General features: G+C 73.7%; 17 protein-coding genes. 10 read left to right on the forward strand and 7 right to left on the reverse strand.

Features of this window, described 5'->3' with window-relative positions; genetic code table 11:
• Positions 1-36 precede the first annotated feature (36 nt).
• Both SRB5_RS03890 and SRB5_RS03895 read left to right on the forward strand, forming a co-directional pair.
• Positions 37-957: an ABC transporter ATP-binding protein gene (locus tag SRB5_RS03890; protein ID WP_153450017.1), complete on the forward strand. Its 921-nt coding sequence runs from the start codon at positions 37-39 to the stop codon at positions 955-957.
• Entirely contained in the window at positions 957-1,685 is a 729-nt protein-coding gene (locus SRB5_RS03895; RefSeq protein ID WP_153450018.1) for an ABC transporter permease, read from the forward strand. Before SRB5_RS03890 ends, SRB5_RS03895 begins: the two co-directional genes overlap by 1 nt.
• Before the next feature lie 52 nt (positions 1,686-1,737).
• On the opposite strand, the gene katG is transcribed toward SRB5_RS03895, so the two are convergent.
• Positions 1,738-3,948 (reverse strand): catalase/peroxidase HPI, encoded by a 2,211-nt coding sequence (gene katG / locus SRB5_RS03900; protein ID WP_153450019.1) that lies wholly within the window; start codon positions 3,946-3,948, stop codon positions 1,738-1,740.
• A gap of 352 nt (positions 3,949-4,300) precedes the next feature.
• Here katG and mscL point away from each other — a divergent pair, with 352 nt between their 5' ends.
• Complete coding sequence (gene mscL / locus SRB5_RS03905) at positions 4,301-4,741, forward strand: large conductance mechanosensitive channel protein MscL (RefSeq protein WP_153450020.1); 441 nt, start codon at positions 4,301-4,303, stop codon at positions 4,739-4,741.
• Between the two features lie 39 nt (positions 4,742-4,780).
• Here the strand turns inward: mscL and SRB5_RS03910 are convergent, their stop codons facing one another.
• From SRB5_RS03910 to purB, 3 genes are all read right to left on the reverse strand, one after another.
• Positions 4,781-6,637 carry an RCC1 domain-containing protein gene (locus SRB5_RS03910; protein ID WP_153450021.1) on the reverse strand — a complete coding sequence of 619 codons (1,857 nt, stop codon included), beginning with the start codon at positions 6,635-6,637 and terminating at the stop codon, positions 4,781-4,783.
• Between the two features lie 101 nt (positions 6,638-6,738).
• The gene (locus tag SRB5_RS03915) at positions 6,739-7,545 is read right to left on the reverse strand and encodes a class I SAM-dependent methyltransferase (RefSeq protein ID WP_323376989.1); all 807 of its coding nucleotides are present in this window, start codon (positions 7,543-7,545) and stop codon (positions 6,739-6,741) included.
• Positions 7,546-7,567: 22 nt separating this feature from the next.
• Entirely contained in the window at positions 7,568-8,998 is a 1,431-nt protein-coding gene (gene purB / locus SRB5_RS03920; RefSeq protein WP_323376992.1) for an adenylosuccinate lyase, read from the reverse strand.
• A gap of 178 nt (positions 8,999-9,176) precedes the next feature.
• Here purB and SRB5_RS03925 point away from each other — a divergent pair, with 178 nt between their 5' ends.
• The 7 genes from SRB5_RS03925 to SRB5_RS03955 are packed head-to-tail and all read left to right on the forward strand — an operon-like array spanning position 9,177 to position 16,447.
• Entirely contained in the window at positions 9,177-9,890 is a 714-nt protein-coding gene (locus SRB5_RS03925; protein WP_153450022.1) for a cupin domain-containing protein, read from the forward strand.
• Positions 9,887-10,888 (forward strand): hypothetical protein, encoded by a 1,002-nt coding sequence (locus SRB5_RS03930; RefSeq protein WP_153450023.1) that lies wholly within the window; start codon positions 9,887-9,889, stop codon positions 10,886-10,888. The genes SRB5_RS03925 and SRB5_RS03930 overlap by 4 nt, the downstream gene beginning before the upstream one ends.
• Positions 10,885-11,946: a hypothetical protein gene (locus tag SRB5_RS03935; RefSeq protein WP_153450024.1), complete on the forward strand. Its 1,062-nt coding sequence runs from the start codon at positions 10,885-10,887 to the stop codon at positions 11,944-11,946. Before SRB5_RS03930 ends, SRB5_RS03935 begins: the two co-directional genes overlap by 4 nt.
• A 1-nt stretch (position 11,947) precedes the next feature.
• Positions 11,948-12,745: a hypothetical protein gene (locus SRB5_RS03940; RefSeq protein ID WP_153450025.1), complete on the forward strand. Its 798-nt coding sequence runs from the start codon at positions 11,948-11,950 to the stop codon at positions 12,743-12,745.
• A 40-nt stretch (positions 12,746-12,785) separates the two neighbouring features.
• Positions 12,786-13,295, forward strand: a complete 510-nt coding sequence (locus SRB5_RS03945) for a hypothetical protein (RefSeq protein ID WP_153450026.1) — start codon at positions 12,786-12,788, stop codon at positions 13,293-13,295.
• A 58-nt stretch (positions 13,296-13,353) separates the two neighbouring features.
• A complete protein-coding gene (locus tag SRB5_RS03950) occupies positions 13,354-15,081 on the forward strand; it encodes an asparagine synthetase B family protein (protein ID WP_153450027.1) in 1,728 nt (575 codons plus the stop codon).
• 25 nt (positions 15,082-15,106) lie between these two features.
• The gene (locus SRB5_RS03955) at positions 15,107-16,447 is read left to right on the forward strand and encodes an aldehyde dehydrogenase family protein (protein WP_323376994.1); all 1,341 of its coding nucleotides are present in this window, start codon (positions 15,107-15,109) and stop codon (positions 16,445-16,447) included.
• 3 nt (positions 16,448-16,450) lie between these two features.
• On the opposite strand, the gene SRB5_RS03960 is transcribed toward SRB5_RS03955, so the two are convergent.
• From SRB5_RS03960 to SRB5_RS03970, 3 genes are read right to left on the reverse strand one after another with little or no spacing between them, the layout of a single operon-like run.
• A complete protein-coding gene (locus SRB5_RS03960; RefSeq protein ID WP_153450028.1) occupies positions 16,451-17,287 on the reverse strand; it encodes an SGNH/GDSL hydrolase family protein in 837 nt (278 codons plus the stop codon).
• A gap of 13 nt (positions 17,288-17,300) precedes the next feature.
• Positions 17,301-18,317: a hemolysin family protein gene (locus SRB5_RS03965; RefSeq protein ID WP_153450029.1), complete on the reverse strand. Its 1,017-nt coding sequence runs from the start codon at positions 18,315-18,317 to the stop codon at positions 17,301-17,303.
• Positions 18,314-19,660, reverse strand: coding sequence for a hemolysin family protein (locus tag SRB5_RS03970; protein ID WP_153450030.1), 1,347 nt, complete (start codon positions 19,658-19,660; stop codon positions 18,314-18,316). The genes SRB5_RS03965 and SRB5_RS03970 overlap by 4 nt, the downstream gene beginning before the upstream one ends.
• Positions 19,661-19,821: the final 161 nt, after the last annotated feature.

Raw genomic sequence — 19,821 nt, forward strand, 5'->3', positions numbered from 1 at the left:
AAGCCGTGCCCCGGGCCGGACGGCGAGGCTGAGGGCATGACCTCGATCGCAGTGCGTGACCTGACCAAGGACTACGGCAGCGTCCGGGCCGTGGACGGCCTCACCTTCACCGTGGAACCCGGCCGGGTGACCGGTTTCCTCGGCCCCAACGGCGCCGGGAAGTCCACCACGATGCGGCTGGTCCTCGGCCTGGACCGCCCCACCGCCGGCAGCGCGAGCGTCGGCGGACGCCCGTACGCCGCCCTCGGTGAGCCGCTGCACCACGTCGGTGCCCTCCTGGACGCCCGGGCCGCCCACGGCTCCCGTACCGCCCGCGCCCATCTGCGGGCCCTGGCGGCCACCCACCGGATCCCGGACCGGCGGGTGGCGGAGGTCCTGGAGCAGACGGGGCTGGCGGATGTCGCCGGACGCCGGGTCAGGACGTACTCCCTCGGCATGCGCCAGCGCCTCGGTATCGCCGCCGCGCTGCTCGGCGATCCGGGGGTGCTGCTGCTCGACGAGCCGGCCAACGGCCTGGACCCGGAGGGCATCATCTGGATCCGCGAGCTGCTGCGCCGACTGGCCCGGGAGGGCCGCACCGTGCTGGTCTCCAGCCATCTGATGAACGAGACGGCGTCCTACGCCGACCATCTGGTGGTCCTGGGCCGGGGGCGGCTGCTCGCCGACACCCCGATGAAGGAGTTCCTCGCCTCCCGCACCCACCCCCGGGTGAGGGTGCGCAGCACCGACGGCGAGCGGCTGCGCGGGCTGCTGCACGACCGGGGCTTCACCACCCAGCCGGACGCCGACGACCGGCTGATCGTCGACGGGGCCCGGGTCGAGGACGTCGGCCCGCTCGCCGCCGGGGCCGGGATCGCCGTCCTCGAACTCGCCGCCGAGGAGGCCACGCTCGAGCAGGCGTACCTCGATCTCACCGCCGGCGCCGTCCAGTTCACCGCCACCCCGCAGGAGGCCTGATGTCCACTACCGCCGTGATCCGCTCCGAGCTGATCAAGATCCGCTCGCTGCGCGGTACCGCCGTGTCCCTGCTGGTCCTGATCGCGCTGACCGCCGGCTTCAGCTGGCTCACCGTGGGGACCTCCGAGGTGGAGGACGGCAACCTCGACCCGCTCTTCCACGCCTTCTTCGGCATCGCGATGGGCCAGATCGCCGCGATCGCCTTCGGCGTCCTCGCCGTGTCCTCGGAGTACCACGGGGGCGCACTGCGGATCTCCCTGGCCGCCGTGCCGCGCCGGGGGCTGTTCTACGGGGCGAAGCTGGCGGTGATCGCCGGGCTCACCCTGGCGGCCGGGCTGCTCACCGGCGTCGCGACGGTCCTCGGGGACCAGGCGCTGGGCGGGGCGGACAAGCCGGCCTGGGGTGACGAGGGAGTGCTGCGCGCCTGCGCGGGGAGCGGCCTGTACTACGCGCTGCTGGCCGTCTTCGCCGCCGGCCTGACGGCGGTGCTGCGCAGCGGGGTCGGGGCGCTGAGCATCATGATCCCGCTGATCCTGACGGTGTCGTTCGTGATCGGCGACTCCGCCGGGACCTTCGCCGACTACCTTCCGGACCGCGCCGGCCAGATGATCTTCTACCGGGATCCGAGCACCGATTTCGGCCCCTGGACGGGGCTGGCGATCCTCGCCGTCTGGGCCGCGGCGGCGGGTGCGGCCGGCTGGTGGTCGGTGAGCCGGCGGGACGCGTGACGCGAACCGGGGCCGGCCCGTGCGGGCCGGCCCCGGTCACCCGCTCATCGGGTCACTTGACGTCGTACCGGTCCAGCTCCATGACCTTGGTCCACGCCGCGACGAAGTCGTTCACGAACTTCTCCTTCGCGTCGTCGGCGCCGTAGACCTCCGCGACCGCCCGCAGCTCGGAGTTCGAGCCGAAGACCAGGTCGACCCGGCTGCCGGTCCACTTCAGGGCGCCGGAGGCGTCGCGGCCCTCGAAGGTGGTGGCGTCCGCCGAGGTCGGGGTCCAGGTGGTGTCCAGGTCGAGCAGGTTGACGAAGAAGTCGTTCGTCAGCGTGCCCGGCGCGTCGGTGAACACACCGAGCGACGTGCCCTGGTGGTTGGCGCCCAGCACCCGCAGACCGCCGACCAGGACCGTCATCTCCGGGGCGCTCAGCGTGAGCAGGTTGGCCCGGTCGATCAGCAGGAACTCCTGCGGCAGCCGGTTGCCCTTGCCCGTGTAGTTGCGGAAACCGTCCACCGTCGGCTCCATCGCGGCGAACGACTCGACCTCCGTCTGCTCCTGCGACGCGTCGGTACGGCCCGGGGTGAACGGCACCTCGACCGGCACGCCCGCGTCCTTCGCGGCCTTCTCCACGCCGGCGCCGCCAGCGAGCACGATCAGGTCGGCCAGCGAGATCTTCTTGCCGCCCGCGTTGAACCGCTCCCGGACGCCCTCCAGGGTGCGCAGCACCGTCGCCAGCTCGTCGGGGGAGTTGACCTCCCAGCCGTTCTGCGGCTCCAGCCGGATCCGCGCGCCGTTGGCGCCGCCGCGCTTGTCGCTGCCGCGGAAGGAGGACGCGGACGCCCACGCGGTGGACACCAGCTGGGACACCGAGAGGCCGGAGGCCAGCACCTGCTCCTTGAGGGCGGTCACGTCGGCGGGGCCGACCAGCTCGTGGTCCACGGCCGGGACCGGGTCCTGCCACACCAGCACCTCGGAGGGGACCTCCGGGCCGAGGTAGCGGGCGATCGGGCCCATGTCGCGGTGGGTCAGCTTGAACCAGGCGCGGGCGAACGCGTCCGCGAACTCGGCCGGGTTCTCCAGGAAGCGCCGCGAGATCGGCTCGTACACCGGGTCCACGCGCAGCGAGAGGTCGGTGGTGAGCATCGTCGGGTGGGTGCGCTTGCTGGGGTCGTGGGCGTCGGGGACGGTGTTGTCGCCCGCGCCGTCCTTCGGCCGGTACTGGTAGGCGCCGGCGGGGCTCTTGAACAGCTCCCACTCGTAGCCGAAGAGGATCTCGAAGAAGCTGTTGTCCCAGGTGGTCGGGGTGTTGGTCCAGATGCCCTCGAGACCGGAGGTGATGGCGTCGCCGCCCTTGCCGGTGCCGTAGGTGCTCTTCCAGCCCAGGCCCATCTGCTCCAGCGGGGTCGCCTCGGGCTCGGGGCCGACGTTCTCCGCCGGGCCGGCGCCGTGGGTCTTGCCGAAGGTGTGGCCGCCGGCGATGAGGGCGACGGTCTCCTCGTCGTTCATGGCCATCCGGCGGAAGGTCTCGCGGATGTCGCGGGCCGCGGCGATCGGGTCCGGGTTGCCGTTGGGGCCCTCGGGGTTGACGTAGATCAGGCCCATCTGGACCGCGCCCAGCGGGTTCTCCAGCTCGCGGTCGCCGGTGTAGCGCTCGTCGTCGAGCCAGACCTGCTCGGGGCCCCAGTAGACGTCGTCCTCGGGCTCGTAGACGTCCGGGCGGCCGCCGCCGAAGCCGAAGGTGTCGAAGCCCATCGACTCCAGCGCCACGTTGCCGGTGAGGATGATCAGGTCGGCCCAGGAGAGGTTCTTGCCGTACTTCTTCTTGACCGGCCACAGCAGCCGGCGGGCCTTGTCGAGGTTGCCGTTGTCGGGCCAGCTGTTCAGTGGCGCGAAGCGCTGCTGGCCGGAGCCGGCGCCGCCGCGGCCGTCGCTGATGCGGTACGTGCCGGCGCTGTGCCAGGCCATCCGGATCATCAGCGGGCCGTAGTGGCCGAAGTCGGCCGGCCACCAGTCCTGGGAGGTGGTCAGCACCTGGAGGATGTCGGCCTTGACGGCCGGGAGGTCGAGGGACTTGAAGGCCTCGGCGTAGTCGAAGTCCTTGCCCATCGGGTCGGTGACGCCGGTGTTCTTGGCGAGGATCTTCAGGTTCAGCTGGTTCGGCCACCAGTCCCGGTTCCCGCCGCCCTGGGTGGGGTGCGGGGCACGGCCGTGGGCGACCGGGCAGCCGCCCTCGTTGGTGTCGTTCACAACGGACTCCTGGTTATCCGACATGGATTCCTCCGGGCTGTGTGACTCTGAGGGTGTTTTCTGTTGTGCGCCGACCGTGGTGCGGCCGGCCGCCGACGCTCGGGGCCACTCAACCGCTTAACGGCGAACAAGTCAAAGACCGGACACTGTCTAGTTTAGCCGTGTCCCGGGTGATCCACGCCACATCGTCCGATCGGCGCGGGCGGCCGGGAAAGGGTTGTCCATGACTGTGGCCCAGGTCACGGTTGCGGTCTCCCTTTCACCGTAACGAGTGATCGAACTGGACTCCACCCGATAGCGTCGGCAGCATGTCCCGCCGGGCTGCCCGCGGGGCGGTCGTACGACTCGAGTACTTATCGATCTGGAGACCTGAACCATGGGATTCCGTTCCTTCCTGCTGCGCGGCAACGTGGTCGACCTCGGCGTCGGCATCGTCATCGGTGCCGCCTTCACGGCCGTCGTCACCGGTTTCGTCACCGCGTTCCTGACCCCGCTGATCGGTGTCGCCACCGGGGTGGTGGGTGACTTCAGCAAGGAGTCCTTCGTCGTGGGGGGTGCGAAGTTCCCGTACGGCGCCTTCCTCAACGCGGCCATCAGCTTCGTGCTCATCGCCGCCGTGATCTACTTCGCCGTCGTGCTGCCGGTGGGCAAGCTCCAGGCCAAGTTCGAGCCGGTCAAGGACATGCCCATGGCGAAGATCGAGTGCCCGGACTGCCTGAGCCCCGTGCCGGAGGCCGCCGTCCGCTGCGCGTTCTGCACCACCGAGCTGGCCGGCCGCCCGGGCTTCCCCGCCCAGACGACGGCTGCCGCGCGCTGAGCCCGTGCGTGGAGCCGGCCCGGGCCGGCTCCACGTGTACTACTTCTTGCAGTGCTTCCCGCAGACGACGGGATCGTTGGCGATCGGCTCGGTGAGCCGCGCGCCGTCGGCGAGGTCGACCGTGGTGACCCGGTGCTCCGGCAGCACGTATCCCTCCGGCACGTCCGTCTCGCGCAGGTAGTACGTGCCCGCCGCGAGGTCGTCGAAGAGGCACTCGCCCCGCTGGTCCGTCGCGCAGGCCGCGCCGACCCTTGTGTCGGTGCGCTGCAGGCCGGGCGTGCCGTTGGTCTCCCGCCACAGCTGGAACACCGCGCCGGCCAGCGGCCCGCCCGTACGGCTGCTGGTCTTGCGCACGGTGACCGAGCCCGCGCCGGGTGGCACGGGGGCGGTGATCGTGACCGTCACCGTGTCGGAGACGGATCCCGGGCACAGGCCCTCGCCCGCGTAGCGCGCGGTGAGGGCGTGTGCGCCCTCGGGCAGGGCGGTCGTGGTCAGCACCGCGTTGCCGTTCGCGTCCAGCGGAACCGTGGTGACGAGGCTGTCGCCGTCGTAGAAGGCCACCGAACCGGTCGGGGTGCCGGCGTTGCAGGTGACGTGGGCGGCGAGCCGGACGGGGTCGCCCGGCTGCGCCTCGGTGGGGTCGGCCGCCAGTGTGGTGGTGCTCGCCGGCTCGACGGCCAGGGCGAGGCTGTGCAGGTATCCGGCGGCGACGGCCGTGGCCACCAGGCCCTCCGGCAGGTCCGTGTACACGGGGATGCGCTGGTCCTGGGTGGTGTTGTTCCCGATCTGCCCGGACGCGTTCCTGCCCCAGGCCAGGATCCTGCCGTCGGAGGTGAGTGCCAGGCTGTGCAGCGAGCCGGCGTCGATCTCCGTGACCGTGGTGCCCGCGGGGAGGCTCGCGTAGACGGGGACGCGACGGGTCGTGAGGGTGCCGTCGCCGAGCTGGCCGTAGGCGTTCCAGCCCCAGGACAGGACGCGGCCGTCCGAGGTCAGCGCCAGGCTGTGGCGCCGGCCGCCGTCGACGGCGGTGACCGTGGCGCCGCCGGGCAGTTCCGCGTACACGGGGAGGGGCTGGTTCACGAGTGTGTCGTTGCCCAGCTGCCCGGAGTTGTTCCAGCCCCAGGTCAGGACCTGGCCCGTCGAGGTGACCGCGAGGCTGTGCCCCTCGCCCGCGCCGATGGCGGTGATGGTCACGCCGTCGGGCAGGTGTACGTACTCGGGGTCGGGGCGGTCGGTCGTCGTGCCGTCGCCGAGCTGGCCGTAGGCGTTCCAGCCCCAGGACAGGACGCGGCCGTCCGAGGTCAGCGCCAGGCTGTGCTGTCCGCCGGTGCCGGCGGCGATCGCCGTGACGGTGACGCCCGGCGGCAGGTCCACGTACACCGGCAGGTGGCGTTCGACGGTGGTGCCGTCGCCGAGCTGGCCGAGGTCGTTGCGGCCCCAGGCCAGCACCCTCCCGTCGGAGGTGAGCGCGAGGCTGTGCTGGTCGCCGGCGGCGATGGCGGTGACGGTGACGCCCGGGGGCAGGTCCACGTAGCCGGCGGTGTGGCGTTCGGTGACGGTGTTGTCGCCGAGCTGGCCGTAGGCGTTGTTGCCCCAGGCCAGTACTTTGCCGTCGGAGGTCAGCGCCAGGCTGAAGTAGGTGCCGCCGGCGAGGTCGGTGACTTCCGCCCCCGTCGGCAGCTGGACGTCCACGGGCAGGTCCCGGCTGAGGATGGTGTCGTCGCCGAGCTGGCCGTGGAGGTTGTAGCCCCAGCTCAGGGCGGTGTCGGTGGGCGGGGAGACCGCCGTCGCGGCGGGCGCGGCGAGTCCGGTGAGTCCGATGACGGCGGAGAGCAGCGCGCCGAGCAGCGTTGCCGCCCAGCGCCCGGATCTCCGTTCGACAGGTGATCTTGTCATGCAATCGGCTTATCGCCGGGCGGGCCCGCTTTCCGGTCGCCGCACCGGTACCGCCCCTCGAACGGGCGTCTCCCCTGATCCGTACGGTCCCGGTGGCCGGCTCAGGCCCGGCCGTGCGCCAGCAGGGCCGCGTGGGGCAGCGACAGCACACCGTCGGCGCCGGTGAACCCGGCGCACAGCGCGTCGAAGTGCCCCTTGATCGCCTCGATGACCTCGGGGGACTGGCCTGTCACGATCTGCCCGATCGTCGCCGCCCCGGACGCCGGACCGCTCCACCACTCCCCGGCGGTGGTCCGGTGGTCCCAGCGCAGCGTCTCGCAGCCGGCGTCCGCCAGCCCCGCGGCGTCCAGCAGCCCGGCCAGCCCCGCCTCCGTACGGGAGAAGTCGTCACCGGGGTCCACCATGGGCAGATGCGCGGGCCGGCCGACCCCCGCCGCCTCCACGGCCCGCCCCAGCAGCGCCTGCCCCGCGGCGGCGGGCAGCGCCCAGACGGTGACGGCGATCCGCCCGCCCGGCCGCGTCACCCGGCGCAGCTCCGCCAGGGCCGCCCGGGGCCGTCCGACATGGTTGACGACGAAGTTCCCGACCACCGCGTCGAAGGCGCCGTCGGCGAACGGCAGCTCCGGCAGCGCCGCGAGGCGTACGTCCGCCCCCGGCACCGCACGCGCGGCCCGCGCGACCATGCTCGGCTCCGCGTCCACCGCCGTGACCCGTGCCCCGCGCCCGCACGCGGCGGCGGCGGCCGTACCGGTGCCCGTCCCCACGTCGAGCACCCGCACACCCTCTGCGACCCCCGCCGCGTCGAGCAGCCGGGACACCGGATACGCGCACAGCCTCGCGAAGCTGCCCGCGAACGCGTCCGCCCGCCCGGCCCAGATCCGCCGCTCGGACTCGTCGAAAGCCGTCACCGCGAAAGCCCCCCGCCGGCTGTCAGAGAATCGCGCCCGGCGTGTACGCCGCCTCGTCCGGGTGCTGCTTCGTGATCGCCTCGATCCGGGCGGCGACCGCCGCGACCTGGTCACCGGCCGCGCCCGTGAAGGACAGCTTGTCCGCCATCAGGGCGTCCAGCTGCTCGCGGTCCAGCGGGATCCGCTCGTCGGCGGCCAGCTTGTCGAGCAGCTCGTTGCGCTCGGCGCCCCGCTCGCGCATCGCCAGCGCGGACGCGACCGCGTGCTCCTTGATCACCTCGTGCGCGAGCTCCCGGCCGACCCCGGCCCGTACCGCGCCCATCAGCACCTTCGTCGTGGCCAGGAACGGCAGATAGCGGTCCAGCTCACGGGCCACCACGGCCGGGAACGCGCCGAACTCGTCCAGCACCGTCAGGAACGTCTCCAGCAGCCCGTCCAGCGCGAAGAACGCGTCCGGCAGCGCCACCCGGCGGACCACCGAGCACGACACGTCGCCCTCGTTCCACTGGTCGCCGGCCAGCTCGCCCGTCATCGACGCGTAGCCGCGCAGGATCACCGCGAGGCCGTTGACGCGCTCGCAGGAGCGGGTGTTCATCTTGTGCGGCATCGCCGAGGAGCCGACCTGGCCGGGCTTGAACCCCTCGGTGACCAGCTCGAGCCCCGCCATCAGCCGGATCGTCTTGGCCAGCGACGACGGCGCCGCGGCCAGCTGCACCAGCGCCGACACCACGTCGTAGTCCAGCGACCGGGGGTAGACCTGGCCGACCGAGGTGAACGCCCGGGCGAAGCCCAGGTGCGCGGCGATGCGCCCCTCGAGGTCCGCCAGCTTCCCCGCGTCCCCGCCGAGCAGGTCCAGCATGTCCTGCGCCGTGCCCACCGGCCCCTTGATGCCGCGCAGCGGATAGCGGCCCAGCAGGTCCTCCAGCCTCGCGTACGCCACCATCAGCTCGTCGGCCGCCGTCGCGAACCGTTTGCCCAGCGTCGTGGCCTGCGCCGCCACATTGTGCGAACGCCCCGCCATGACCAGCTCCGCGTGCTCGCCGGCGAGCCGCCCCAGCCGCGCGAGCACGGCGACGGTCCGGCCCCGTACATGCTCCAGGGACAGCCGGATCTGCAGCTGCTCGACGTTCTCCGTGAGGTCCCGGGACGTCATGCCCTTGTGGACCTGCTCGTGCCCGGCGAGGGCGTTGAACTCCTCGATCCGCGCCTTGACGTCGTGCCGGGTGACCTTCTCGCGCGCGGCGATCGACTCCAGGTCGACCTGGTCCACGACCCGCTCGTAGTCCTCGATCGCACCGTCCGGCACCTCGATCCCGAGGTCCTTCTGCGCGCGCAGCACGGCGAGCCACAGCCGCCGCTCCAGCGTGACCTTGTACTCGGGGGACCACAGGACGGCCAGCTCGGGGGAGGCGTAGCGGCCGGCCAGGACATTGGGGATGCGGGGCTTGTTCACGTGACCGAATGATACGGGGCCGCGAACCTGTGCGATCCTCCAGGCCCGTCGCCGTGGCTGGTCAGGCCGCCGGAAGGCGGGTTTTTGTTTGCCTCTCGTTCAGCCGGACGGCCCGCGTGGGAAGCCCTGTGCGACTTATCATTCGAGCCTGTGGGTGAGCGGCACGGGGGAGGCTCGCTTGTTCGGCGGTTCGGGTGAGGACGGGGCGGTCACGGCGGAGGGCCGGAGCGGTCTGGGGAGGCTGCCGCGCGGCGTGCTGCTCTACCGGCTGGGGGCCGGCGGTTCCGTGGCCCTGGCCGACCGTGACGGCGCCCGGGGGCTGGTGCCCGAGCGGGATCTGCTGCGGTTCATCGACGACGGGCAGTTCGCCCACTATCTCGTCGGGGACGCCGCCACCTCCCCCGAGCGCCCCTCGAACGCCACCGTGAAGCTCGGCGTCGTCGGCCCGCGCAGCGCCTTCACCCCGCACGCGCACGGCGGGGAGCACTTCGTCCTCAGCCTCGGCCACGCGGCCTGCGGGCTGTACGACGACGAACGCGGCCGGGTCGTCGAAGTCCCGCTGGTCCCGGGGGAGCTGATCCGTATCCCGGCGATGATGCCGCACTCCTTCGCCAACCGCGCCACCTCCCCGCTGACCATCCTGGCCGCCAACACCGGCTACGGCATCGACCACGAGGACTACGCGATCACCGCCCCCGAGGCGGAGCGCAGGGCGTCCGGCCCGGTGCCGGACGCCGAGAGGCACACGGTCACCGACTACCTCGAACTCGCCGCCGCCCTGCGGGACATCGAGCGGGTCCAGCGGGTACGGGGGACCGGCGCGACCACCGTACGGGAGCGGCTGGCGGCGCGCCTGCGCCGGCTGGCGCAGGGACTGGAGGAGCGACGGTGATCTGTCCGCACTGCGAGAGCTCGCTGCTGCTCAAGGAGCGGCCCGACAGGACATGCGGCAAATGCGGGCGCAGGTACGCCCTGGACCCCAAGACCAACCCGCTGAAGCTCAACGACCTGCGGGTCCGGCGTGTCACCCTGCGCCTCACCCGGGACGGCGAGGTGCCGTGTACACCCGGGCAGTTGTGGTACGCCCTGACCCGTAAGACGCTGGGCAATCCCGGGGACGAGCTCGGCTGCGCCTTCGGGCTGGTCGTCTTCGGCGTCGTCGGAGGCTTCGCCGCGCTCGGCGCACACTCCGCGGCCCTCGGCGTCGTGTGCGTCCTGCTGCTGCTTGCGGCGGGCGTCTTCGTGGTCGTGGGGTACCGGCAGCGGGGGCGGCCGAAGGTCTCGCGGGAGGAGTTCCGCGGCGGTCTGCTGGAGGAGTGGAGGACCGTCTACGGTTCGCTGCCGCCCGGGATGGTCGACGACGGCCGCTACCCGAGGCCCGCTCCCGGCGCCGACGGGCCGGTCCTGGTCTGCCCCGACACCTCCGTCGCGGTCTTCCTCGACGCCGCCGGCCTGCCGGCGCGCTACGGGCTCACCCTCGTCGCCGACCCGGCTCACGCGCGCCCGGCTCCCGTCCTCTTCGTGCTCCACGACGCCGACGCCCACGGCCTGCTGCTCGCCCACCGGGTCCGCGCCGCGCACCCCGGGCGCCGGGTCGTCGACCTCGGGCTGCCGCTCGCCACCATGCGGCGCCTGTCACGCGCGGTCCCCGTACGCGACGCGTCACCGGGGGCGGAGGTGATGGAACCGCTCGCCCGGAGCGGCGAGTTCCCTCCCGACCAGCTGAAGTGGCTGGGCAAGGGCTGGGGATTCCCGCTGATCGCCGTGCCGCCCGCCGGACTCCTCGCCGTTGTCACCCGAGCCGTCGACAAGGCGGCCGCGGCGACCGATCCGCAGCGCCGCCGGGCCGCCGCCACAGGGTTCTTGACCTGGCCCGGGGAGGCTGGATGATCTGCCCGAACTGCCGGGCCTCCCTGACGCGCGGCGAACGCCCCGACAGCGTGTGTGCCGAGTGCGGCCGCCCCTTCGCCCTCGACCCCAGGGTGCACGGCCGGGGCATGCACGACACACGTATCCGGCGGATCGCGGAGAGGGCCACCGACGGCGGACGCCGGCAGGTCACGGTCACCCAGCTCGGGTATCTGGCCCGCAGCGCCAACCACATCGCGCCGGCCAGGCCGGGGAGCGGGCGCTCGAAGCGGTTCCGGCGCACCTCGGCGATCGTGCTCGTCGCGGTGGTCGTGGTGTGGGGATTTCTGGTCCAGGACGTTCTCTTCGGGCTGGTGGGCGCCGGGTTGGCCCTCTGCGTGCACCGGGTGGCGAGGGGCGCGCCGTATCGGAGCGCCTCGGGCCCGACCGCCTGGGTGGTGCCCTCGCCGCCGTCGTTCCTGTCGATGATCCGGACGCGGTGGGTCGGGGTGTACGGCGGCCTGCCGCCCGGGATCGTCGACGACCACCGCTACCGGGCGGTGCCGGAGGAGACCGACGGGCCGCGGTACCAGGTGGTCGAGCTGCTCTGTACCGACCGGGCCGTGAGCGTCTTCCTGGCCGCCAACGGATTTCCGCGGCGGCTGAACCTGACGCTGGTCCCCGAGCCCCGCCAGCTGTCGAAGACCCGGCCCGTGGTGGTGCTCCACGACGCCGGCGCGCGCGGCCTCCAGCTGGTCGCCGACGTGCGGGCGGGCCGGCCCGGGGTGGTCGTGGACGGGGGGCTGCCGGTGCGGGCGGTCGTGGGCAACCGCGGGGCCGTGACCCTGCACCGGGATCCGCCCGCGGACGTACGGGACGGGGAGTGGCTGCGGGAGCTGGCGCGGTCCGCCCCGAAGGACGCGGAGTGGGTGGCCGAGGGGTGGTACAGCCCCCTTGCCGCGGTTCCCCCGGCGGTGCTGGAGGCCGCCGTGGAGCGGGCCGTACAGCAGGCGCGGGACGCCGCGGACCCGGACCGGCGGGAGGCCGCGGGCGTCGGGTTCCTGACGTGGCCGTCGGCCGCCGGGAAGGACGGGAGCTGACATGCCGGCGTTCACGGCCCGGGCCGGCCGGGTGCTGCTGGAGCGGGTGATCGCGGTCGCCGCCCGGCGCGCCGCCGCTCCCGGGGGGATCCGCTTCACCGAGAGGCAGCTGTACTACGAGGCCCGCCGCGTGCTGCGCCCGGCCCCGGCCCCGGGGCTGTCCCGCTTCACCGAGGCGCTGCGGGGCCGGGAGCCGGCCGGGCTGCTCCCCGCCGCGGACCCCCCCGGCCCGGTGACCAGCGGTCAGGCGCGGGAGCCCGACCTGTACGCGTACGGGCTGCCGCGGCTGCTGGTCTGCCAGGACCGCTCCATCGCCCGGATGCTGCTGGCCAACCACGTACACCTCGAGGCCGCCTGCCCCGTCCTCGCGGCCCAGGACTGCCTGCCGCTCGACCCCCGGCTGGTGGCCGCCCTGGAGCGGGCCGGGGACGCCACCGTGCACGTCCTGCACGACGCGAGCCCCACCGGGATCGCCCTGCCCGCCCGGGTCCGCGAGACGCTGCCCTCCGTCCGGGTCGCCTCCCTCGGGCTGGTGCCCCGGCACGTGGCGGCGCTGCGTCTGGTGTCCGGGCGCGGCCCCCGCCCGGCGCCTCCCGTCACCCTGCCGCCGGGGCTCCGGCGTGCCGAGGCCGACTGGCTCGCCGCCGGCCGGTACGCCGAGGTCGCCGCCGTCCCGCCCGCCCAACTGCTGCGTGCCGTACTGCGGCTCACCCGGGGACCCCGCCCGGCCCGTCCGTCCGCCCGGGGCGAGCTGCGGGAGCTGCGCACCGCCGGGTTCCTGACCTGGCCCGGCGCATGACCCGGCCCCGCCCCGCCCCCAGACCCGAGGAACCGAGGACATGACCCGCCCACGCGAAATCGGCTACACGGACGAACTGCTCGCCGACCGAAGCGTCCACCGCACCTACGAGGACGGCCGCCGGGAATGGCGCCGGCGCGGCGCGGACGGCGTGGTGCACTGGCGCGACGACCAGGGCGGCACCGGCACCGACGAACTGCTGGGCGCCCGGATCATCAAGCGCGTCCTCGCCGACGGCACCGCGACCTACGGCCGCGACCTCGGCTACGGCCGGACCCTGTGGAGCCGCAGCGAGACCCTCATGGTCAACCGGACGTCGTTCGGCGGCCGGATGGGCGCGATCCTCGCCGGGATCGGCGTCCTCGGCGTCGCCGTCACCGCATCGCAGATGCCGCCGCTGCACCTCACCCCGGAGGAGGAAGAGGAACTCCGCCGCCAGGCCCGGACCTCGTCCGACGGCGGGGGAGACGTCGAGGCGGGAGGCGACGACTGGGGCGGCGGGGACTGGGGCGACGACGACGGCGGCTGGAGCGACGACGACTTCGGCTGAGCGGGCGGCTTCCCGCCGGCCGACCGAGGAAACGCCGCACCACGAAAGGATTCCGCCGATGGCACGCTTCTGCGTCTGTCTCGCGCCGGAGACCGGGCACTCCGACGCCCACCTCGCCGCGATGGGCGCCCCCGCCCTCGCGCCCGGCCTCGCCCTGGTACGGGACGAACCCGGGCACGCCGACGGCCCGTTCGAGGCGCACGGGATGCGTGCCGTGGGCGAGGTCACCCTGCACAACCGCGCCGAGCTGCTCGCCGCCCTCGCCGCCGACGGCGCGCCCGCGCCCGACGGTGCCGGCGACGGTGAGCTGCTGCTGCGGTGCTGGGCCCGGCTCGGCGCCGGGGGCGTCGCGCTGGCCGAGGGCATGTTCGCGCTCGCCGTGCTCGACGGCGACGACCTGGTGCTGATCCGGGACCACGTCGGCGCCCGCACCCTGTTCTACGCCCGCGCCGCCGGTGCCTGGGCGGCCGGCACCTCCCTGCGTACGCTGCGCCGCTGGCCCGCGCTGGGCACCCGGATGAACCTGTCGGCCGTACGCTCCTTCCTCACCTTCGCCTATCTCCCCGGTGACGAGACGCTGCTGGAGGGCGTACACGAGGTGCTGCCCGGCCGGGTGCTGCGGCTGGCGCCCGACGGGACGGCGGCCGAGACGGTCCACTGGGAGCCCCGCGAGCGGACCGGCGGACCCGGGGACCACGTCCTCACCCTGCGCGCCCTCCTGGAGGAGGCCACCGCGGCGCGGCTGCCGCAGGCGGAGCCGGTCGGGGTCCTGCTGTCCGGCGGCGTCGACAGCTCCCTGGTCACCGCGCTCGCCGCGAAGCTGCACCACCATCCGGTCCACACCTACTCCATCGCCTTCGGCGGCGAACTCCCCAACGAACTCGGCTACTCGGGCCTGGTCGCCGCCCACTGCCACACCCGGCACCGGATCCTGACGGTCTCCGGCGCGGCGGTCGCCGCCCGCCTCGCGGACACGGCCGCCCTCCTCGACAGCCCGGTCGGGGACCCGCTGACCGTGCCGAACCTGATGCTCGCCGAGGCCGTCGCGGGCGACGGGCTGACGACCGTACTCAACGGCGAGGGCGGGGACCCGGTCTTCGGCGGGCCGAAGAACCTCCCGATGCTCGTCCAGGAGATGCACGCCGGAGACCCCGAAGAGCCCTGGTACGAGGACCGGGCGACCGCCTATCTGCGCTCGTACCGCAAGTGCTGGACCGACCTCCCCGGCCTGCTGACGCCCGACGCGCTGTCCGCGCTGGAGTCCGCCCCCGTCCCGCAGCGCTTCGTCGAGCCCTATCTGACGGGCCCGGACCGGATGACGCACCTCCTCAACCAGCTGCTGCACTGCAATCTGCGGACCAAGGGCGCCCACCACATCCTCACCAAGGTCGAACGCCTCACCGCCTCCCAGGGCCTGCTGGGCCTCGCCCCGCTCTTCGACCGCCGGGTGGTGGACCACGCCTTCGCCACCCCGCCGGAGCTCAAGCTCCGGGGCACGGCCGAGAAATGGGTGCTGAAGGAGGCCGTACGGGACCTGCTGCCCGCCACCGTCGTCGACCGGCCCAAGAGCGGGATGCGGGTTCCCGTGCAGCAGTGGCTGAGCGGGCCGCTGCGCGAGCTGGGCCGTGAGCTGCTGACCGGCCGGGACGCCCGGCGGCGGGGGCTGTTCCGGCCGGACACCGTACGGACGTGGCTGCGCGGCGGCGGCACGCTGCTGCCGCGTCAGGGCGGGAAGCTGTGGCTCGTCCTCACGCTGGAGCTGTGGCTGCGGGCGTACGACCTGTGAACCGGACCTTGGAGGCGACCACACCGTGCAGACCACCCTCGTCGACCCCCGCACCGGCCGCGACCGGGGCACCGCCCCCGTCGGACGCGAGAGCGAGGCGCGGTCCGCCGTTGCAGCCGCCCGCGCCGCCCTGCCCGGCTGGCGCGGTCTCACCCCCGCGCAGCGGTCACGCCGGCTGGAGCGGCTCGCCGCACGGGTGGAGGAGCACGCCGCCGCCTTCGTCGCGGCGGAGGCCGCCGGGACCGGGAAGCCGGACAGCGAGACGGCGGGGGAGGTGGAGCAGGTCGCGGACCTCCTGCGGTTCTACGCCTCGGCCGTTCGCGCCCAGACGGTACCGGCGGCCGGACGGCTGGTCGACGGGCACGAGAGCTGGGTGCGGTGGGAGCCCCTGGGCGTCGTGGGGGTCGTCGTGCCCTGGAACTATCCGCTGCTGATGGCCGCCTGGCGGTGCGCTCCGGCCCTGGCCGCGGGCAACACGGTGGTGGCCAAGCCCGCCGAGACCACCCCGGACTCGCTGCTGCTCCTGGCCGGGCACGCCGCCGAGACGCTCGGCCCCGGCGTCCTCACCGCCCTGGCGGGCGACCGGCGCACCGGCCGGCTGCTGGTCGAGGCGGACGTCGACATGGTGGCGTTCACCGGCAGCGCGGCGGCCGGGGCCGACGTGGCCGCACGCGCCGCCGGGCGGCGGGTCAGCCTCGAGCTCGGCGGCAATGCTCCCGCGCTCGTCCTGCCGGACGCGCCCGACGACACCTGGGACCGGCTGGCCGCCGCCTGCACGTACAACACCGGCCAGAGCTGCGCCGCGCCCGCCCGGGTCATCACCCTGCGTTCGAACTACGAGCACGTGGTGGAGCGACTGGCCGCCGCGATACGGGAACGCCTCGCCGGACGGGACTTCGGGCCGCTCAACAACCCGGACCAGGTGGCCCGCTACGACGGCATCGTCGCGGCCTCCGCCGCCGGCCGGACCTTCGCGGCGGACATCGCCCCGGGGCCGGGCGAGGAGAACGGCTTCTGGCGTCCCGCCCGGGTCCTGGCCGACCTGCCCGACGACGACCCGGCGGTGGTGGAGGAGGTCTTCGGCCCGCTGCTCACCGTGCAGCGGGCCGGGGACCCGGACGCGGCCGTGGCGCTGGCGGGCGGGGTCCCGCAGGCGCTGGCGGCGAGTGTGTGGACCCGTGACCTGGCCACGGGGCTGGAGCTCGCCGGGCGGCTGAACGCGGGGGAAGTCTGGCTCAACTGCCACCTCGTGCAGACCGCCGAGCTCCCGCACGGCGGCCGGGGCGCCTCCGGCCACGGCACGGACCTGAGCACGCTGGCCCTGCCCGAGTACCAGCGGCCCAAGACGGTCACCGCCAGGCTCTGACGCTCAGGCCTCCACCGGCCGCCAGCCCGCCACCGGGCCGGGGTTCGCGGGGTCCGCCGGGGTGACCCAGAAGGCCTCGCCCCGCTCGGCGCTGAAGTGGGCGCCCGTACGTCCGTCGCCGGAGGAGCGGCCCGTCAGCCGGCGGCCGATCCACGGGCCCAGGTGCTTGCGGGCGAACGCCAGGTCGCTGCGGCGGCGCGCCGTCCAGCCGGGGCGGGCGGCGGGGGGCAGCGGGGTGGTCCAGTCGTCCTGAGCGGGCAGGCCCAGGCGCTGCCAGACGGCCTCGGCGACGCGGCGGTGGCCCTCGGCGGTCAGATGCAGCCGGTCCTCGTCCCACATCCGGGGGTCGCCCAGGTGGTCGCCCGCGTACAGGTCCACGACCAGCGCGCCGTGCCGGTCCGCCAGCGCGTCGATGAAGTCGAACAGCTCTTCCATCCGGGGCCGGAAGCGCTCCATCACCGGTCCCTGGCGGCCGGGGCTGCGCATCAGCACCAGCCGCTTGCACGAGGGCCGCAGCGTCTCCACGGCCTGCTCCAGCCGCGCCGTGACCCGGCCCATGTCGCACTTGGGCCGCAGCGCGTCGTTCAGGCCGCCGACCAGCGTGACGACGTCGGCGCCCATGGCGGCGGCCGTCGGCACCTGGTCCTCGACGATCTGGCCGATCAGCTTCCCGCGGACGGCGAGATTGGCGTACCGGAAGCCGGGGGAGCGGGCCGCGAGCCGGCCGGCCAGGACATCGGCCCAGCCCCGGTAGTTTCCGTCGGGCAGCAGGTCCGACATGCCCTCGGTGAACGAGTCGCCGACCGCGACAAGGCTGGTGTATCGAGCATCTATCTCCATGGCGTGGTCGATTTTACGCCGTCTGCCCGACGAGCTCACGCAAGACGTCCTCCATGGTCACCATGCCCGCCGGCCGGTCCTCGTCGTCCGTGACCGCCGCCAGGTGCGTGCGGCTGCGGCGCATCGCGGTGAGCACGTCGTCCAGCGGGGTGCTCGCCCGTACCCGGGCGATCGGCCGCATGGCGCTCACCGGGAACGGCAGATCGCGCGGGGAGCGGTCCAGGGCGTCCTTGACGTGCAGATAGCCGAAGACCCGGCCGCGCTCGTCCGCCACCGGGAAGCGGGAGAACCCCGAGCGCGCGGACAGCAGCTCCAGCTCCTCGGGCGTGATCCCGAAGCGCGCCGACACCACCCGCCCCGGCGGCAGCGCGATCTCCCGCACCGGCCGGCGCCCCAGCTCCAGGGCGTCCTGCAGCCGCTCGCGGGCCTTCTCGTCGATCAGCCCGGCCTCGCCGGAGTCCCGGACGATCCGCGCCAGCTCGTCGTCGGAGAACGTCGCCGAGACCTCGTCCTTCGGCTCCACCCGCAGCAGCCGCAGGAGGCGGTTCGCGATCGCGTTCACCAGGAAGACGACCGGACGCAGCGCCCGTGTCATGGCCACCAGCGGCGGTCCCAGCAGCAGCGCCGTGCGCACCGGCTCCGCCAGCGCCACGTTCTTCGGCACCATCTCGCCGCACAGCATGTGCAGGTACGTCGCCACGGTCAGGGCGATCACGAACGAGATCGGATGCACCAGTCCGTGCGGCACGCCCACGGCGTCGAACACCGGCTCGAGCAGATGCGCGATCGCCGGCTCCGCCACGATGCCGAGCACCAGGGTGCACAGCGTGATGCCGAGCTGGGCCGTGGCCAGCAGCGGGGACAGATGCCGCAGCCCCCACAGCACCTGGCGGCCGCGCCGGTCGCCGGCCTGCGCGTGCGGTTCGATCTGGCTGCGGCGCACCGAGATCATTGCGAACTCGGCGCCCACGAAGAACGCGTTGACGACCAGCGTCAGCACACCGGTCAGCAGTTGCAGTGCGGTGGTCATCGCTCCCCGTCCCGTTCGTCCCCGGTCCCGTCGCCGCGCGGCGGCGGCGCGTGCAGCAGCAGCCGGGCGGCGCGCCGCCCTCTCGCGTCGACGACCTCGATCGCCCAGCCTTCGACGAGCACCCGGTCGCCGTCGTTCGGGATGCGCCCCAGATAGGTGGCGACGAGGCCGGCGAGGGTCTCGTACGGGCCCTGCGGGGTGCGCAGGCCGATCGCCTCGAGCTGGTCGGGGCGGACGGCGCCGTCGGCGTCGTAGGTCTGCCGTCCGTCGCTGTCCGTGCCGGTGGGCACCAGGTCGGAGGTCTCGTGCGGGTCGTGCTCGTCGCGGACCTCGCCGACGACCTCCTCGACGATGTCCTCCAGCGTCACCACGCCGGCCGTGCCGCCGTACTCGTCGATCACGACGGCCATCGAGCGTTTGCTGGACAGCCGGTCGAGCAGCCGGTCGACGGTGAGCGTCTCGGGGACCAGCACCGGCTCGCGCAGCAGCTCGCCGACCGGCAGATACGGGCGGCGCTCGGCGGGCACCGCCAGCACGTCCTTGATGTGCGCGAAGCCGACGACGGTGTCGAGGGAGCCCCGGTAGACGGGGAAGCGCGACAGTCCGGTGGCGCGGGTGGCGTTGGCGACGTCCTCGGCCGTGGTCTGGATGTCCAGCGCGGTGACCTGCACCCGCGGGGTCATCACGTTCTCGGCGGTCAGGGCGGACAGATTGAGCGTACGGACGAACAGCTCCGCGGTGTCCGCCTCCAGGGAGCCCTCCTGGGCGGAGTGCCGGGCGAGGGCGACGAGTTCCTGCGGGCTGCGCGCGGAGGCCAGCTCCTCGGCGGGCTCCAGGCCCAGGAGGCGCAGGACGCGGTTGGCGGTGTTGTTGAGCCAGTGGATGAACGGGCCGAACGCGGCGCTGAAGCCGCGCTGGAACGTCGCGACGTGCCGGGCGACGGGCAGCGGGCGGGAGATCGCCCAGTTCTTCGGCACCAGTTCGCCGACGATCATCAGTACGAGCGTGGACAGCGCGGTGCCCAGGGCGAGCGCGGTGCCCGGCGCCGCCGAACGGGGGATGCCGGCGGCGGTCAGCGGTCCCTCGATCAGCTTGGCGACGGACGGCTCGGCGAGCATGCCGACGACGAGGTTGGTGACCGTGATGCCCAGCTGTGCGCCGGAGAGCTGGAAGGTGAGGCCGCGTACGGCCTTCAGGGCGCTCTCCGCGCCCCGCTCACCGCGCTCGACGGCTTCTTCGAGTTCGCTGCGTTCGACGGTGGTCAGGGAGAACTCGGCGGCGACGAAGAGCCCGCAGGCCAGGCAGAGCGCCAGGGCCAGGGCCAGCAGCAGGACTTCCGTCATCGGACCACCACCTCCCCATGATCGGGCACGGTGGGCGGGCGGCTACCGGGGGGCTCGTCCATCAGGGGACGCTCACACCTTTCTGCGGGGTCTCGTCCGTGTGGTGCTGCTGGACGCCCCATGGTAAAGGAAGGGCAAAGCGGCGGCCGGACCCGGCCCGG

The sequence above is a fragment of the Streptomyces smaragdinus genome (genome assembly GCF_009604385.1).
GTDB lineage: Bacteria > Actinomycetota > Actinomycetes > Streptomycetales > Streptomycetaceae > Streptomyces > Streptomyces smaragdinus.

Excerpts from the sequence above, each read along its gene's own strand:
- SRB5_RS03890 (WP_153450017.1), top strand. The coding sequence starts at position 37 with ATGACCTCGATCGCAGTGCGTGACCTGACCAAGGACTACGGCAGCGTC.
- SRB5_RS03895 (WP_153450018.1), top strand. The coding sequence starts at position 957 with ATGTCCACTACCGCCGTGATCCGCTCCGAGCTGATCAAGATCCGCTCG.
- katG (WP_153450019.1), bottom strand. The coding sequence starts at position 3,948 with ATGTCGGATAACCAGGAGTCCGTTGTGAACGACACCAACGAGGGCGGC.
- mscL (WP_153450020.1), top strand. The coding sequence starts at position 4,301 with ATGGGATTCCGTTCCTTCCTGCTGCGCGGCAACGTGGTCGACCTCGGC.
- SRB5_RS03910 (WP_153450021.1), bottom strand. The coding sequence starts at position 6,637 with ATGACAAGATCACCTGTCGAACGGAGATCCGGGCGCTGGGCGGCAACG.
- SRB5_RS03935 (WP_153450024.1), top strand. The coding sequence starts at position 10,885 with ATGATCTGCCCGAACTGCCGGGCCTCCCTGACGCGCGGCGAACGCCCC.
- SRB5_RS03940 (WP_153450025.1), top strand. The coding sequence starts at position 11,948 with ATGCCGGCGTTCACGGCCCGGGCCGGCCGGGTGCTGCTGGAGCGGGTG.
- SRB5_RS03945 (WP_153450026.1), top strand. The coding sequence starts at position 12,786 with ATGACCCGCCCACGCGAAATCGGCTACACGGACGAACTGCTCGCCGAC.
- SRB5_RS03950 (WP_153450027.1), top strand. The coding sequence starts at position 13,354 with ATGGCACGCTTCTGCGTCTGTCTCGCGCCGGAGACCGGGCACTCCGAC.
- SRB5_RS03960 (WP_153450028.1), bottom strand. The coding sequence starts at position 17,287 with ATGGAGATAGATGCTCGATACACCAGCCTTGTCGCGGTCGGCGACTCG.
- SRB5_RS03965 (WP_153450029.1), bottom strand. The coding sequence starts at position 18,317 with ATGACCACCGCACTGCAACTGCTGACCGGTGTGCTGACGCTGGTCGTC.
- SRB5_RS03970 (WP_153450030.1), bottom strand. The coding sequence starts at position 19,660 with ATGACGGAAGTCCTGCTGCTGGCCCTGGCCCTGGCGCTCTGCCTGGCC.